Source organism: Bacillus sp. 3255 (assembly GCF_031456485.1).
Classification (GTDB): domain Bacteria; phylum Bacillota; class Bacilli; order Paenibacillales; family NBRC-103111; genus Paenibacillus_E.
This window is the reverse complement of the sequence record NZ_JAVDUS010000013.1, coordinates 44,222-60,097: the sequence shown is the minus strand read 5'-3', so window position 1 is coordinate 60,097 and position 15,876 is coordinate 44,222. Positions and strand designations below refer to the sequence as shown.

15 protein-coding genes are annotated in these 15,876 nt (G+C 52.8%); 3 read left to right on the top strand and 12 right to left on the bottom strand.

Going from position 1 to position 15,876, the window contains the following annotated elements:
• Window positions 1–17: 17 nt before the first annotated feature.
• The 5 genes from J2X61_RS19770 to J2X61_RS19750 form a co-directional block, all read right to left on the bottom strand.
• Window positions 18–1,757, bottom strand: a complete 1,740-nt coding sequence (locus J2X61_RS19770) for an efflux RND transporter periplasmic adaptor subunit (protein WP_310189966.1) — start codon at window positions 1,755–1,757, stop codon at window positions 18–20.
• Between the two features lie 15 nt (window positions 1,758–1,772).
• Entirely contained in the window at window positions 1,773–2,378 is a 606-nt protein-coding gene (locus J2X61_RS19765; RefSeq protein WP_274468230.1) for a hypothetical protein, read from the bottom strand.
• A 101-nt stretch (window positions 2,379–2,479) separates the two neighbouring features.
• A complete protein-coding gene (locus J2X61_RS19760; protein ID WP_274468229.1) occupies window positions 2,480–3,934 on the bottom strand; it encodes a sensor histidine kinase in 1,455 nt (484 codons plus the stop codon).
• Complete coding sequence (locus tag J2X61_RS19755; RefSeq protein ID WP_274468228.1) at window positions 3,927–4,655, bottom strand: response regulator transcription factor; 729 nt, start codon at window positions 4,653–4,655, stop codon at window positions 3,927–3,929. Before J2X61_RS19755 ends, J2X61_RS19760 begins: the two co-directional genes overlap by 8 nt.
• Window positions 4,652–5,185: a DUF309 domain-containing protein gene (locus tag J2X61_RS19750; RefSeq protein ID WP_274468227.1), complete on the bottom strand. Its 534-nt coding sequence runs from the start codon at window positions 5,183–5,185 to the stop codon at window positions 4,652–4,654. Before J2X61_RS19750 ends, J2X61_RS19755 begins: the two co-directional genes overlap by 4 nt.
• A 179-nt stretch (window positions 5,186–5,364) precedes the next feature.
• Here J2X61_RS19750 and J2X61_RS19745 point away from each other — a divergent pair, with 179 nt between their 5' ends.
• Together J2X61_RS19745 and J2X61_RS19740 are read left to right on the top strand one after the other, a co-directional pair.
• Window positions 5,365–7,290 carry a glycosyl hydrolase family 18 protein gene (locus J2X61_RS19745; protein WP_310189962.1) on the top strand — a complete coding sequence of 642 codons (1,926 nt, stop codon included), beginning with the start codon at window positions 5,365–5,367 and terminating at the stop codon, window positions 7,288–7,290.
• A gap of 132 nt (window positions 7,291–7,422) precedes the next feature.
• A complete protein-coding gene (locus J2X61_RS19740; RefSeq protein ID WP_310189961.1) occupies window positions 7,423–8,634 on the top strand; it encodes a cytochrome P450 in 1,212 nt (403 codons plus the stop codon).
• 15 nt (window positions 8,635–8,649) lie between these two features.
• Here J2X61_RS19740 and J2X61_RS19735 read toward each other — a convergent pair whose 3' ends face one another.
• The gene (locus tag J2X61_RS19735) at window positions 8,650–8,868 is read right to left on the bottom strand and encodes a double zinc ribbon domain-containing protein (protein ID WP_274468223.1); all 219 of its coding nucleotides are present in this window, start codon (window positions 8,866–8,868) and stop codon (window positions 8,650–8,652) included.
• A 173-nt stretch (window positions 8,869–9,041) separates the two neighbouring features.
• Here J2X61_RS19735 and J2X61_RS19730 point away from each other — a divergent pair, with 173 nt between their 5' ends.
• Window positions 9,042–9,200, top strand: coding sequence for a DUF1540 domain-containing protein (locus tag J2X61_RS19730; protein WP_145655172.1), 159 nt, complete (start codon window positions 9,042–9,044; stop codon window positions 9,198–9,200).
• 69 nt (window positions 9,201–9,269) lie between these two features.
• On the opposite strand, the gene J2X61_RS19725 is transcribed toward J2X61_RS19730, so the two are convergent.
• The 6 genes from J2X61_RS19725 to J2X61_RS19700 form a co-directional block, all read right to left on the bottom strand.
• Window positions 9,270–11,348 carry a thioredoxin domain-containing protein gene (locus J2X61_RS19725; protein WP_310189958.1) on the bottom strand — a complete coding sequence of 693 codons (2,079 nt, stop codon included), beginning with the start codon at window positions 11,346–11,348 and terminating at the stop codon, window positions 9,270–9,272.
• A 154-nt stretch (window positions 11,349–11,502) separates the two neighbouring features.
• Window positions 11,503–12,525: a glucosaminidase domain-containing protein gene (locus tag J2X61_RS19720; RefSeq protein WP_310189957.1), complete on the bottom strand. Its 1,023-nt coding sequence runs from the start codon at window positions 12,523–12,525 to the stop codon at window positions 11,503–11,505.
• Between the two features lie 291 nt (window positions 12,526–12,816).
• Window positions 12,817–13,179 (bottom strand): GIY-YIG nuclease family protein, encoded by a 363-nt coding sequence (locus J2X61_RS19715; RefSeq protein ID WP_310189955.1) that lies wholly within the window; start codon window positions 13,177–13,179, stop codon window positions 12,817–12,819.
• Window positions 13,180–13,218: 39 nt separating this feature from the next.
• A complete protein-coding gene (locus tag J2X61_RS19710) occupies window positions 13,219–14,310 on the bottom strand; it encodes a vWA domain-containing protein (protein WP_274468219.1) in 1,092 nt (363 codons plus the stop codon).
• On the bottom strand, window positions 14,307–15,314 hold the full coding sequence (locus tag J2X61_RS19705; RefSeq protein WP_310189954.1) for an AAA family ATPase: 1,008 nt from the start codon (window positions 15,312–15,314) through the stop codon (window positions 14,307–14,309). Before J2X61_RS19705 ends, J2X61_RS19710 begins: the two co-directional genes overlap by 4 nt.
• A gap of 26 nt (window positions 15,315–15,340) precedes the next feature.
• Window positions 15,341–15,820 carry a DUF6530 family protein gene (locus tag J2X61_RS19700; protein ID WP_274468217.1) on the bottom strand — a complete coding sequence of 160 codons (480 nt, stop codon included), beginning with the start codon at window positions 15,818–15,820 and terminating at the stop codon, window positions 15,341–15,343.
• Window positions 15,821–15,876: the final 56 nt, after the last annotated feature.

Genomic DNA, 15,876 nt, shown 5'->3' with positions numbered 1-15,876 from the left:
CTCCTTTCCCGGCAGTATTATCTGTTCCCCGCACCGCCGGCTCCACCTGCGCCCCCGTTCGTCCTGGTAGCACCACCAGCGCCTCCTGCACCGCCTGCACCGCCTGCACCGCCTCCGCCTTGGAAGCCGCCGCCGCCGAAGCCGCCAGCACCGCCGCCATTTTGCTGGAATTGCTGTCTCAAGCGGTTGATTTCATCTTGGCTGAGATTTTGCTGTCTTCTAACGGCGTTAGGAAGCACAACTTGATCGCCTTCGTTCAGACCCTCGGTAATTTCAATTTGCGTTTTGGAGCGAATGCCGATTTTCACTTCATGCTCGGCTTCCGTCGTTCCGTCCGCTTTCTTCAGCGTGACGACGCGCTTGCCCTTTTGCAGCTGCAGAGCTTCCGGCGGAATGTAGAGCACGTCTTTTTTATCCTGAATCAGAATTTCACCCGTAGCCGTCATCCCGTATTTAAGTACATTGTCTTTGTTGTCTGCAGCGAGTACCACATCGTAGAACGTTACGCCGTTCGTCGTCGTTCCAACGGAGGAGATTTGCGTAACTTCCGCCGGGAAAATGCGTCCCGGATAAGAATCCACTTTGATTTCCGCTTTCATCCCCAGCTTGATGTTCGGCAGATCGAGCTCATCCACCTGCACGGGAAGCTGCATTTTGGCGATGCTGGCCACAGCCCCGAGCTGCATACCGCTGTTCACTTTGGTACCGACCTGCAGAAGACTTAAAATATCATTGCGTTTATTAACAAAGTCCGTGGAGAAAACGCCATCGAAAGGCGCGACAATTTTGAGAGTGTCCACCTTGTCCTGCGCAGCCGCCACCTTCAGCTTCGCGCGCTCGAGTGCGGATTGCTTCGCCACAATATCGTCGCCCAGCGTGTCGTTCGCGAACGTGGCGATCGTATCGCCTTGTTTGACGATATTGCCGGTTTTGAATGGGAGCGTTGACACGGTACCTGTCGTTCCCGCCAATACGGTCGCAATTTTCACATATTGCAGAGCCGCCTTGGCTTGCGAATCGACGGCACGTCCACCGATCGTTACGGTACCGAGAACATCCGTACCTGCATCCATGGAGTTGTCATTCGGAACGGCAACCTCGACATCGACGACTTTCCCGCCTTTGCCATCGGATTTCGGGTCTTTGGAAATCGTCTGGATCGTACCAGATTTCGTAATCATGAAGCCGTCGATCGTAATATCGACCGGATCGCCCTTATGTAGTTGTGCGGCGTCTTCTACGAAAAACGGCAGCGTAACGGTCAATGCGTTCATGTCCGAGATCGTGGCAATTTTGGTCGATTTGTTAATGGTAGATCCAAGTTCCAAATTCGTCGCATAGGTCAGCTTGCCGGAGATCGGGGCTTTCACACCCATCAGACTTTGCTGGTCCAGCAGCGAATTCAAATCCTTCTCCGTTTGCTCATAGGTCAGCTGCGCGTCCTGCAAATCGCTTTCCAAGCTCGTGCTCGTCAGCTCGAGAAGCACATCTCCGGCTTTCACGGGTTGATTTCGTTTCAAGTTGATCGATTTGATATTTGAATTTTCCGGGATCGAAATGGTTTGCGTATCTTTCGGCTCGAACTGTGCCGTACCGGATACGGACGAGCGGATATTCCCCTTTTTCACCTGGTAGACGGCCTCTTTCACATCCGCTGACTTGGATTTCTTCCCTTTCGACATATACGCGTATGTGCCTCCGGCGCAAACGCATACCGCGATGATAACGATCAACCATTTACTGCGATACCATTTCATGAAGTAACTTCCTCCTTAGAGTTTGGACATAAGTAATTCCATTAACTGCTGCTCCACGCTGATCCCCAGGCTCTTCCGATCTTGCGGCTGAAAGTCGCCGTAGTCACGGTAAGTGAAGACGGAATCGGACTGTCGGTCTGCCATTCTTTTCTGCACAAAGGCTTTCACCCGCTTCTCCCGTTCCTCCGGCGAGAGCTCATCTCCCTTGTTGTCCATGCGCCCCGCTAATCGCGATTTCTCCAGCTTGGACTGTTCTTCAAGAAAAGTGATTTGCTCCGGCTTGAGACCGACGAGCACCTGCGCGCGTTCACTCTCGTTCATACTTCCCTCGTCAATGCTTTTGCGAACGAGCGGAATCATCGCTTCCGCCTGCTTGGCCGTAATCGCCAGATTGGCGTGCCGGTCCATCCGCAGCAGTTCTTGAAAGAGCATGACAAGCTGCATCTCCTTCAAATTCTGCACATCGTCCGCGGGGATGTCCTCAAGAAGTGTCGGCTCGGGCTTTGGAGAGGGGAGGGCGGCGGCCGGCGCTGAAACTTGTCCTGCCAACTGCGTCTCACAGCCACCTATTAGGAAGGAAATGAGCGTCAAGCCTAACGCCATTATCCGAGTGTACTTCATCGACCATACACCTCCAAGACGAAAAAATCCTGTCCAATAAGGACAGGATACAAAGTAAACATGAAAGAAGTTTGCTTAAGTTGTAAAAAAAATGTGAAAAACTACGAAATCCGCGGAAAGGTCACACGGAATTCGGTCCCTTCCCCTACCCGGCTGCGCGCTTGAATGGTTCCCTGCATGCCTGTGACCAAATGCTTCACGATGGTCAGGCCGAGTCCTGTGCCCGTCGGCACATCCGTCCGCGACGTTCTGGCTTCATCCGCCTTATAGAACCTGTCCCAGATGCGCGACAGTTCGTCCTCCGTCATCCCCATCCCCGTATCGCGTATATACAAGTGAACCTCGTCAGCCTCTTCCTCCAGCGCAACGGTCAGAACGCCGCCCTTGGGGGTAAATTTCAAGGAGTTGTAGATGAGATTATGAACGATTTGGGCGAACCGGTCCGGATCTAACGCCACCAGGGCAGGCTCCTTATCAGGCGGCGGCAAAATGAGATGCAGGGAAATAGCGTTCACCGCAATCGGCGCTTTCAATAGTTCGAGCGAATCTTCCAAGACGTCGGCGACGGAAACAGGCCTTAACCGGAATACGTCGACACCATTTTGGATTTGCGCCAGATCCAGCAGATCCGTCACCAATCGCTGCAATCGCTGCACCTCTTGATCGCAGATGCCCAGGTAATGCGAATATTTGTCTTCGGGGATGATCTTGTCATTCATGGCGACGATGAAGCCTCTCAGGGTCGTAAGCGGCGACCGGAGCTCGTGCGATACGTTCGTCAGAAACTCCTGCCTCGTGCCCTCCCATTCCTCCAGCTGCTCCACCATGAAATTGAAGCTCCTTGCTAGCTGACCGAGTTCATCGTGAGACGTCACCGGCACCCGGGTCGTAAAATCGCCATGCGCGAGCTCGAGCGCCGCACGATTCATCTGCTGCAGCGGACCGGCAAGCTTGCGGGATATAAAATACAGGATGAAGCCGACGGCGACAAGGGAGAAAAGCAGCGGGACCAAAATATTGACCCGTACCGCCGAAATCGCCTCGCTGATATCGCCTGCCGGGAAGTGCAAAATAAACACCATCGGCTGGCCGCCCATTTGATAGGGAGCGTGATACGTGAACAAGTTGATGCTTCTGCCGTCCGGCGCCGTTAACGTAACCATGCCGTAGCCGGTGCGTCCGTGCAGGCCGTCGATGAACTGGGCGTCCATCTGCTTCGGAATCGTTCGGCCCTCGCTATCGGAGGAACCCGTCATAATGTTGCCTTTGTCATCGACAAGCCACACCTGCCCGTTAATGCTTCTGGCTAGAATGCGTACGGTATATTTGAGCTCCCGTGTGGAAATCGTGCCGTCCTGAACGGAATTCATCAGCCGGGTGACTTCAACGGCGCGCTTCTCCATCAGCTCGACTTTGTCCTTGTAAAACAAGTCTGTGAAGTAATAGTTCCAGAAAAGGAACAACCCTACGAAAAACAGCACGCAGGTCGCCAGAAACGACAGGAAAATTTTCAGATACAAGCTGTTGTACTTTCCCGCCACCCAAGCCTTAAACATGCTGGACCACCTCGAAGGAGTAGCCTATGCCCCATAGCGTCTGTATGTTCCACGTATCATGCTGTCCCAGTTTCTTGCGCAAGTTCTTCACGTGTGCGTCGACGGTTCTCGTACCGCCCGTGAAATCGAAATTCCAGACATAGCCCAGCAAGTCCTCACGTGTGAAAACGCGGCCCGGGTGGCTCGTCAGGAAATGCAGCAGCTCGATCTCCTTCGGCGTCAAATCGATCCGTTTGCCCCCGACAGTGACCCGGTATTGATCCAGATCGATGACGATATTGCCGATTTCCAAAATTTTGCGTACCGCGCTTTGCGAATTGGACGACTCAACCGGCAGCTGAACGGTGCGCCGAAGCACAGCCTTGATACGCGCGATGAGCTCATTCGGATCGAACGGCTTGACCAAGTAATCGTCAACACCCAGATTGAAGCCTCGCAGCTTGTCGATGGATTCCCCTTTGGCCGTCACGAAAATGATCGGCGTTTGATGGTACGGAGCATCCATCTTCCGGATCTGCTCACAGAGCTCATAGCCCGAAATATCCGGCAGCATGATGTCCAGCAGCACCAGACTCGGCCTCTCTTCGACGATCGTACGGAGCACCTCCTGGCCTCGCGGCAGCAAAAGCGCTTCATAGTTCGCATGCTCCAAATACAAACGGACGACTTCGGCTATATTCGGCTCATCGTCTACAACAAGTACTTTTCCTTCCGCGTTCACTTGGCGCCACCTTTTTCCTTCCGAATTTGATATTGTCTCGCTCGTTCCTCAATGACGCCCGAACGGTCTCTTCGCGTATGCTTTTCAGTCAATTCACTGTCTTCAAGCCGGCTGGGCGCCTGCCAATTCAAGCCTCTTCGCCGGCACTCGGCCGTGCACAGCGCAAGCAGCCCAGCATCCGCAATCGGCAGATTAATATCTGCATAGGAATAGCCATCCTGCTCGATCTGAGTCAGCGTGTCCCGAATTAACCGCACCAGTTCTTCGGCGTCCAGCCCGAGCGAAGCCACATGTTCGGCTTGCGCGTTGCGCAGCGAGCTCTGGAGCATTTTCACCGCACCCGGACGGTTCCCCCTGCGAATATGGTACATGCCGACGGCGATCTGGATGAGCGCCACATACGTTTTGCTCCGAACATCGCCGGGATGCTCCTTCCAGAATTCCTCCATAATCTCATGACATTCGAAATAATCCCGCTCTGCGTGAAACTGCAGAAGGTACTCCAAATAATCTTCTGGATATTGCCTCATGAATCGTTCCCCTCGCTTGTTGTCATCCCGAGAATGACTATGTATACCTCATGTTACTCGAAAGTCGTTCCATCGTCCAACATCCATAGGCCCAATTCTGCATTTCCACCATTTGGCGGCGCAACCAATCTATCATTCCATACGTCCAATTACATAGATTAATAGAAAGAGGCGTAAACATGAGAATTGGAAAGTGGCTACTGGTGACGGGCGGCCTGATCGCTTCGCTCACGGTTTTGCAGACTTTGCATGCAGCGGACACCGCAAGCGCAGCTTCTGACAAAACGACCAAATACCGCGTGTATCAATACAATCAAGTATTGATGGAATTCGCCGATTACAAGCAAGCTGAAGCTTATGCCAAAGGATTTACCAACAGTCATGTCGAGGAGATCGGCACACGCAAATGGCTGTGGAACAATTTCCCGCGGTATCAAGTGTATCAGAAGGACACTACGCTGCCTGAGTGGCAGTTCGCTACACTGGATGCTGCGATTGCGGAAGCGAAGAAATGGTCGTACGCCAGCGTACGCGATCTGCAAGCTACCGGGTGGGTATGGAACAACTATCCCCGGTACCAAGTGTACCAGAATGAAATCACGCTCGATTCGTGGAAGTTCCTCACCTTAGACGAGGCCATAGCCGAAGCGAAGAAATGGGGCGGCGCCCACATTATCGATCTGGACAGCCGCGCGTGGGTCTGGGACAACATCTCGGGCGAGGAGAAGAAGGCTCTCCAATCCGGCGATCCCGTCTACAAGGTGTATCAAGGAACTTTCTCCGCAGACAATTGGGCATTCGCATCGCTCCAAGATGCCGTGAACGAAGCGCTGAAATGGGGCAATTCCACCGTCATCAACACAAATACGAAAGCAACCGTATACAGCAATCTTAAGACTTATAAAGTATTTCAGAACGATACGTTCTTGCAGGACTTCACTTCACTCGATGAAGCCACCGCTTATGCCAAGCTATGGGGACATGCCTCCATCTTCATGGATGGACGCAAAATTTGGAACAATTACGCCTCTTATCAAGTGTACCAAAGCTCCTCGCTCATCGGTGAATTCAAGAATCTTCCCGAAGCGCTGAACTACAGCGTGCTCTACAGCAACAGCTCCATCCAAACGCTGGAGCGCCGGGTGGTTTGGGACAATTTCAAAAAGCTGCAGGTCTGGGGCTGGAACGGCCAATCCGGCGGAGAAACGATCAAAACCCAGGTGAACAACACGATCGGGCTGGATGTCGATTCGCCTACCTATTTCGAACTGGCGGATGCAGCCGGCAACCTGAAGGATATGTCCAACCCGGATACGGTAAAATGGCTGCAAAGTAACGGCTACACCGTGTATCCGCTCGTCAGCAACCAGTTCAACGCAACGCTTACGACCCAATTCCTGGCCGATTCCGCTGCGCAGAATAAGTTCATCCAAGCGCTGGTTGACCGTTCCGTTCAGTTAGGCGTCCCTGGCATCAATGTCGATTTCGAAAGCCTTGCAGGGTCAGACCGCAACGCTTTCACCGGGTTCATCGCCAAGCTAACGGCTTACGCTCACGAACGCGGCCTCGTGATTTCCATCGATCTGCCGCGCGGCAGCGTCAAATGGAACCATCTCTCGGCTTTCGACCACGAGAAGCTCGGCGGCATCGTCGATTATGTCGTGATCATGGCCTACGATCAATACTACCGCGGCAGCACATCGGCCGGATCCGTAGCCGGGCTTCCATGGGCAGACGGCGGTATCCAAGAATTTCTGTCTTACGGCATCCCCCGGGACAAAATCGTACTCGGCATCCCCTACTACGTGCGGGAATGGAAGCTGGATGCAGCCGGCACACTTCAAGGCAATAGAACGCTGCTGATGAAGGATATTCCGGGGCTGCTCGCTTCCAAATCGGCAACGCAAACGTGGGACCCGACCTTTGAGCAATACCGGGTGGAGTATCTAGAAGGCGGCTATACGTATGTATTCTGGCTCGAGGATGCCTCAACCGTCAAAAAGCGGCTGGAGCTGGCCAAAAAATACGATATCGCCGGCGTTGCGGCATGGCGGCTCGGGTATGACCAAGCGGAGCTGTGGCCGATGATTTTGCAAAACAAATGACAGCTAAGAGGGTTATTCAACAGGTTGGTGTATCTGCCTGCGGGATAACCCTTTTGTCGTTGTGGAATTAATTGCTAGATGCTGGGCAAGTTAACCTTTAGATCAATTTGGAGAGGAGCTTACTGAACGGTTATGGACAAATCGCAACGTTACGCCAATATTATCCCAATGGCTGAATTGAACACGAAGGAAAAAAGGCTTCAGCCTTTCCCTGTGTTTAACGAGCTGCGCCAAAAGACGCCGGTTCGTTATGATGAAAGCCGAAGCTGCTGGGATGTTTTCCGCTACGAGGACGTTCACCGGATTCTCAAAGATCCCGCCACCTTCTCTTCCCGGCGGGCCCTAGCCGTCAAGGACAGAGAAACCATACTTACGATGGATCCGCCCCGCCATTCCCAACTGAGAGGGTTGGTGAACAAAGCCTTTACCCCCAAGGTGGTCGCGGATTTGGCATCCCGCATCTCCTCGATTACCGCAGAGTTGTTGGATGAAATTGAACATAAGGCGACGACAACGACAGACATCGTCTCTGCGCTGGCCGTTCCGCTGCCCGTGATTATTATCGCCGAGCTGCTCGGCGTCCCTCCGGAGGATCGCAGCTTATTCAAGGAATGGTCGGACATTCTCGTCAAGGGACCGGACCAGAACACGGATGAGGCGTTCCTTCAAGTGATCGCCGAGAAGGAGCGGGCTACAGACGAACTGACCGCGTACTTCGCCCATATTGTCAAGCAGCGCCGCAGCGAGCCCCGAGAAGATCTGATTTCCCTTCTGCTGGCAGCCGAAATCGAGGGCGAGAAGCTCTCCGACCCGGAGATTCTCGGTTTCTCGATCCTGCTCCTCGCGGCCGGTAACGAAACGACGACGAATTTGATTACGAACGCCGTCCGCCGCTTGACGGAAGACCCCGCGCTCCAGTCCCTGCTTCGCGGCGATCCGGCGCTTATTCCCGGGTTTATCGAGGAAGTCCTGCGTTACTATCCGCCGATTCAGGCGATTGGCCGGGTAGCGACCCAAGATGTCGAGATCGGAGACAAGCGGATCCGGCAGGGAGAGCAAGTCGTCTCTTGGGTCGCCTCGGCGAACCGCGACGAGGCCAAATTCCCGGAACCGGATACGTTTATTGCCGACCGCAAACCCAATGCCCATCTCTCATTCGGCTTCGGCATTCATTTCTGCTTGGGTGCGCCGTTAGCCCGGTTGGAAGCACAACTCGTCATTGAGGCCCTTGTGAAGAGGTTCGGGGAGATCCGGTTTGTCCCAGGCTCGGAGATGATGTACATCCAGAGCCCGTTCGTATACGGGGTGAAACAGTTTACCGTCATGCTTTCGCCGCTCGCATAATGACAGAGGGACTGCTCACAGCAGTCCCCACTCGTTAAATATCGTTGCGGTACCGCAATCCGCGCAAAACTTGGCATCCGGCTTATTCACCTTGGAGCAGCCCTTGTGAAGCAGCGTCTTCTCCCGGGTGCACCGGTTTTTGAGCGGGGCTCCGCATTTGATGCAGTAGCGATCCTCTTTCTCCGTAACGAATTTGCAGCGGACGCACTGCTGCAGCTCATTCTTCTCCGCCATGCCTTCACCTTCTTGTCGTAGCTTGTCGTAGCTAACCCTACTCAAGTATATGAGGCATACAGGAGGATTGGTGAGTATCGGAGCTTCCGCTTTTTTTTCGAATTTACATCGTTGCCATGTATAAAAACATGCCAAATTACCCCACCCTATGAGGTAAAGGAGGTGAGGGTAACATGGCAAAGGATGTACTATGCGAAGTAAATTCCTGTAAATATTGGGCAAACGGCAACAAATGCAATGCGTCTTCGATTTATGTCGTGAGTCACCACGGCAGCAATCAAGCGCGCAATTCCGAAGAAACCGACTGCAAAACGTTCGAACCTAAAGTTTAGTCGTTGGAAGAGGCCCTCAGGGGCCTCTTTTTCCTCTACACCTATTGTAACCAATAATGATAATTATTATCAGTCTTCGCGTGAAAGATTTTCAAGCTCTTCGATATCTTGTGTCGGCGAATGGCAGGCGAAGTTCCGGCAGACGTACGCGGTTGCCCGGCCGCCGAGCGGCAGCTTGTCTCCGGCGAGCGGTATCAGCCTGCACACCTCCTCACCCGCGGCCCCCGGAGGGTGAAGAATCAGCAGCGCATTCGGCACATATTGCCGCTGTACGGCGCGCAGCATGCGCTGCGTATCCGGCTTCGCCGGGTCGCCGGCGATGACGATTTCGCTGGCTTCGCCATAAGCGAAATCAAGCGCGGCCAGCGTCAGCGCATGGCCCGGCGGATGGTTCCGCACCGCTCCGGCGAACGCCTGGAGCTGCCGGTCCGCAGCCTGCGACAGCTTCGCGTCGTAGCTCAGTCTCGCCAGCCGCAGCAAGTTCAGCGCGGCTGCTCCGTTGCCCGACGGCATCGCGCCGTCGTAGATCTCTTTGGGGCGGGCGGGCAGCTGCTCGGCATCGCTGCCGTAGAAGAACAGCCCGCCCCCCTCTTCGTCTCCGAAGAGACGAAGCATGTCGGCGTTCAGCTGGAGTGCTTCACGAAGATAGCGCAGCTCGAACGTCGTCTCGTACAGCTCGAGCAAGCCCCAGACGAGGAACGCGTAATCGTCCACGTAGCCAAGGAAGGCCGCTTCGCCGTCCCGGTAGCGGGCCAGCAAACGCCCGTCTTCGCGGCGCAGCTCGCGAAGCAGGAAATCCGCGGCTTTGGCGGCTGCCTCCGCATAGCCCGGCTCGTCCAAGGCACGTGCGGCCTTGGACAGCGCGGCGATCATCAGACCGTTCCATGCGGTCAGAATTTTGTCGTCCTTGCCCGGACGAACGCGCCGCTCGCGGTGTTCGAACAGCTTGGTGCGCGCCGCCTCCATGCGCGCCGTCAGCTCGTCCGGCGGAATCCGCTTCCGTCTGGCGAACGATTCTAGCGTCGTCTGAAGCAGATTCGGGATGCTGTGCCCCTCGAAGTTGCCTTCATCCGTAATATCGAACAGCTCGCAGAAGAGATCGCTCTCGTCGATGCCGAGCACATCCTCCACTTCATCCGGCGTCCATACGTAGAATTTCCCTTCCACGCCCTCCGAATCGGCGTCTTCCGCGGAATAGAAAGCTCCTGCCCCATCCGTCATCTCCCGCAGCACATATGTGATGATTTGATGCGCAACTTCTGCGTATTTCGCTTTGCCCGTTACTTGATGCGCTTCCGTATACGTCATCAGGAGCAGGGCGTTATCGTACAGCATTTTCTCGAAATGGGGTACGAGCCATCTCTCGTCCACGGAATACCGCGCGAAACCGAATCCGATGTGATCGTACATGCCGCCGCGATGCATGGCGTCCAGCGTCTTCTCGACCATTTCGAGCGCACGCTCGTTCCCCGTTCTCTGATAGTATCTGAGCAGGAACGATAATTGGTGCGCAGCCGGAAATTTGGGAGAAGTTCCGAAGCCTCCGTTGGCTGAATCGAAGGAATGCTCGTACTGACGGAATGCTTCATGCAGCGTCTCCTCATTCAATTCGCCGCCCGTGCGGCTGCTCAGCAGCCTATGCGTCGTCTCTTGCATCACTTGTTCGCCGATCTCGCGGATCCGCTCGGCGTCTTCCTTCCACTTGGCCGCGAATTGGGCGATGAGCTCGACCATGCCGGCCCGGTTGTACTTACGGCTGCGCGGAAAGTACGTCCCGGCGAAGAACGATTTCTTCTCCGGTGTCATGAACACCGTCAGCGGCCAGCCGCCTTGTCCCGTCATCGCTTGGCAAACCGCCATATAGATGTGATCGACATCGGGGCGCTCCTCGCGATCGACTTTGATGGAAATGAAATCCCGGTTCAGCATCTCGGCTATAATCGGATCTTCAAACGATTCATGTGCCATGACGTGACACCAATGACAGGTCGAGTAGCCAATCGATAAGAAAACAGGCTTGTTTTCTTGCTTTGCTTTTGCGAAGGCCTCTTGGGACCAAGGATACCAATCAACGGGGTTGTGTGCGTGCTGCAGCAAATACGGCGATTTCTCAGCGGCTAATCGGTTGGGGTTGCTTTGCGTTGTCATTGAGCACCACCTCTACCAATCTCCATTTGGGATCATATGTAATCTATTCGTTGAAATCGGCGTTTCATGGTCCGGTTTCATTTCAATTCTACTGTTAGATTGGTCGTTTGACAATTCCACATAAGTTCCGAGATACTCTCAGTAAAGCATCCACTTAGGCAATCTTATCATAATCGCTGTTCATAATGCTTTTCACCAGCGACGGCCATTTGGAGTTGGCTTGGCAGTATTTTCCGGCTACTTTCTCAACGCTTGTCAATCCTTTGTCAAAATAAAACGCGGAGATGATTTCACCGAATTTCTTTACACTGTCCCCTTTTGTTTTGAAGCTGATCGCTTTATTATAGGCATCGCTGTCCACAGCGTTAAGTCCGAATAAATTGTTTTTGGTTCTGGCCAGCTGGCTTTTGCCATGTCCGCTTTCCAGCTTCATCACCGCTATCGTGAAGTAGGAATTAATTCCGTACATTTCCTCGATTTCCAGTATCGGCTTCTCTAAACCTTGGCCTTCCAAGGCGGTATTTTCAATGATTTTCGCAATATGCTCTTCCGTCAGCCCGGATGCCGACTTGACCTTGGAGGTCGGTTTGCTAGGCTCGGCCGGTTGGCTATTCTTCTCAGGAGGCGCAGCTTGTACGACAAGGGTGCGTTCAGCGCTTTGGACCGTTTGCAGCTGGGGGGATGGCTTGACGTCTTCTGCGCCGATCAACGCTGCATAACCGCCGTGGACATAGCCCCCGCTCTTCAGTTCGAGCCAGCCTTGGTCTGTCGGGCCAACGACTTCCAGCGTACTGCCCTTCGTTACAACGCCCAATATTTGCGATGTGTTGTTCGCTTCCGCGCGTACGTTGAGATAGTAGGCTGTTACTTCATATTTCGCCTGCTGAACTTCCGGGGCGGCCGGTTCAACGATGGGGCTCTCCACATTCGGACTTGTAGGAGATGATATGTTCACAGCGTCCGCGGCAATCGCGGAAGGCGTGTTCGCTTGATCCTGGGGATCTATCGGGGCGCTAGTCATTATCAACGGATGGTCAGACTCGGCAGCTGCTTTGGAATTCGAAGTTGTCTCAGGATTGTAAGTGTTCTTCCGGGTTACATAATCGAAACCCATCGTGGCGAGAAGCGTTACACATAGCAGGAACGTCAAAATGTAATGTCTTAATGGACTACGCATGTTTACACCTCTTTAACACATGAATTTGGGACATCTTGTAATTAGTAAGCAGAGAAGACGCTAATTATTCCACTCGGAAAGAATTAGATCATATTTTAAATGATTGTACACAAATCCTTGCTATAAACTTGTCACTTTGTCGGTGGCCAAATTGAACTAAATTTGTCGCAATACTATGTATACAGTCAGAGTTGCTAGGTTAACGTCTAATTCATGTTGAAAAAAATGAAAAAAAGCATCCGCAAGGATGCTTTCTAATATTTGTATTGGTAAATATATGGGATTTTACGTCTACTTTTTGACCGGCAGCTTGTTGTAACCGCAGTCTCCATAGGGCTGCAATTTCTCCAGCCACGGCTTCTCCATGAGCTTGAGCTCCCAGCGCATATCCGTCACTTGGTCCGTTTCCTTCTGTTCCAGCACTTCATAGGTGAAAGAGTCGCCGCCCAATTCGGTCCAGTCTTTCTGCAATTGAAGATTGGCGAATCTCCCCATGTCTAATTGCATCTGTATAGTCATCCATTTATTTTTCAAATTCGAATGGCTATCGATAAATATTTTGCCGTTAACTTGATTCTTAATTTGAATGACGCCCATATAAGTCTTAATTTCTTTGAATTGCTCCTGCAATTCCTTTCGTCTGCTTTTGTCCACGTTGTCGTTCTCCTTTCCTTTCTATACATCCGCACTGCCTTACAAATATCTGGCGATCATGCGAACCAATTTCGCAGGCAGCTCTTGCAAATTCGTAATATCCATGAATCTCTCGTGCCCATAGATGTGACTAATGACCTCTTTGTCCTGGCCGATCGCGGCGGCGGCAAAAGTAATTCCCTTCCGCGCGTATTCCGCGATGGTCATCTGCATGTCTTGCATGGCCACTATGCCGGAGTAATCCTCCATCGCTTTGGGCTGCCCGTCACTGATGCTGATCAACAGCTTCGTCGTCTGCTGCGCCCTCACCAGCCGATCGGCCATAATGCGAAGCGCCATCCCGTCACGGTTGTTGCTTCTGGCGCGAATGCCCATCAGCCTGAAACGATCACGCGGATCGGTCTGTTCATAATCGGCGTAAGCATAAATCGACATCATCTCCAGCTTGGATACGTCCGCCGTATCTCCGTGAATGAGTATAGGAATATCGCACATTCGACAAAACTCATAAACGGCCAGCACTGCACGCTTGGCCGCGTCCAGACGCCCGAAGGCAGCCATGGAGGCGGACTCATCAACTCTTAAGCCAACGACAAGCGACGGAGACTCCGTCGGCGGCCGTTTCTTGGCGAAGTATCTGAAATCATGATACGCGACGCTGTCCGCTTGAAACTTGCTGCCATACAGTTGGTTTCTGGCAAATTCAGGTGCATGTTCATGCTCCAGCAGCGGTAAAGTTTTTCGAGCAATTTCTCGGACGACAGGCATTAGCTCTCTGCTAACACGCTTATATTCCTGCTCATCGGACCCGCTGTAGGAGGGGCGATGCACAATGAGTTTGACCCCCTTATGAATCGAGTCGGATACGATCTCACGGGCGTCACGATTCAATTTCTGGCGGAAATTGCGCTCTTGCTGCTGCTCAATCTCCGTCATAGCTTCGGGATTGGCTTGATGATATTTGGAGGCTCCGTGTTCCCCTTTGTCTGAGCTTTCCATTCTCGTCGAGTCGTCGGCAGCCTGAGAAGCATTGGCTTCGCTATCCGCCGTTCTCTTCAGGGCTATGCCCTCAGCCTCCGCTTGCGTGTCCGGCTCCAATTCGAAGCTGTCCAGCTCACCCCACGACTTCATTTCTGCGGTATCCAAAATCCGTTTTTTTTTTGAAGATCGGACTCCACTTCGTCCAATCCGGCAAGCAAGCCATGCCGCTGCAAGGCTTCTTCCAGTATCTTGATTTCTTCTTCGTCGGTTGTAATTTTATAAATGACTTTATGATACAGAGATTGCTTGACTGAAGCGCCGCCGGCCACGGCATCCCCCCAATAAAAGTAGGAGCGCATGCCGGCCACGCCCTTGATTGCATGAGCCCGGGCCGTTTGGTCCAAAATAATGATCGTATCGGCGAGAACATCCAACACTTTATCGTCTTGGAAGCCTGTCTTCGCCTTAGCCCTTTCAACCATCGTTGCTTTCGCGGGCAGGTCCATCTTCTCCGTATGCTGAACTCTGTCGCGCAGCGCTTCATTCAGCGGTCTCGTTCCTGCATAACTGCGGTTGGTTGTTATAACGGCAACGAAATCCGGATGTCTGCGAATGATCCCGGTCGGCAGATTGATGCTCCCATCCAGCTCTAATGCCGAGTTCAGAGCCATTAATACCGCGGCGTCCCGAATAACGGTCGGTTCTTGAATTTCCAGCAGGTAGCCATTTTGATAAGCGCGGACAATCTCGGAAGGATAAAAGCGGTATTCGACCGCATCCTTCTCATGCTTGGACGCTGCGCTTTGCTCACCATGCTCCTGCGAGTCGGATGTCTCCGGCGGAATGACCGGCAAAATGGAGCCGATAATATCCGATTTATCCATATCGGCGAAACAGGTCACTTTCGTATACGGCAGCCCGAGCTCCGCCGACAATGCTTTGGCCAGCTGCGTTTTGCCGGTCCCGGCATCGCCCTCAAGCAAAATATTGGCGATTTTCATTTCGCCGCGCTGCCAATTCCGCTTGATTTCCCGGCATATTCGGCGTTCTTCTTCACTGACTTTATGGGAGGAGGGTTTGCTCCAAATCAGCTCTCGTTCGCTAGGGGTAAATAGCCTGCCGGGAGACAGCGTATAATCTTCAAGTTTTTCCATAACAATGTTCCTTTCTAGCTCTCATTTCAATAACCCATCTCTTTCAGCAGGCTGGATAAGACGCGAAGCCTTTCGCCGATCATTTCGCCGTCGTCGCCAAGAGCTTGAGCGAATAACTGAATATCTTGGTCGATCATGGGATTGTCGGCACAGACGGATACCGTCATCGCATCCCCTTGCAGACCGATACGGTCAATCATCGTATTCTCGGGATCGTACATTTTGGGGAAGCGATAGGCGTCCTGGAAGTACAGGTTGCTTCTGCATATCAGAATAGCCAGGTCCAGCACACGATGCATGGGCAGCTCCTCGGATTGCCTCGACCACTTCTCCCCGGTGTATCTCCATACTTTGGCTGAAATATCAACCTTGCCCCGGTCGTTCCATTGGGCGAGTCCTAACGATAAGCCTTGAGCATCCGTGTTGTTGGCATATCTGCCGTCAACCTGCTCGTAATTTTCAGAAACGATAACGGGTTTATGTTTCAAAGATGTTGGAATTTTCATTGGTGGGCACACTCCACTTCAGTTTTTTCATTTACTAATTTACTAAATTACTAATT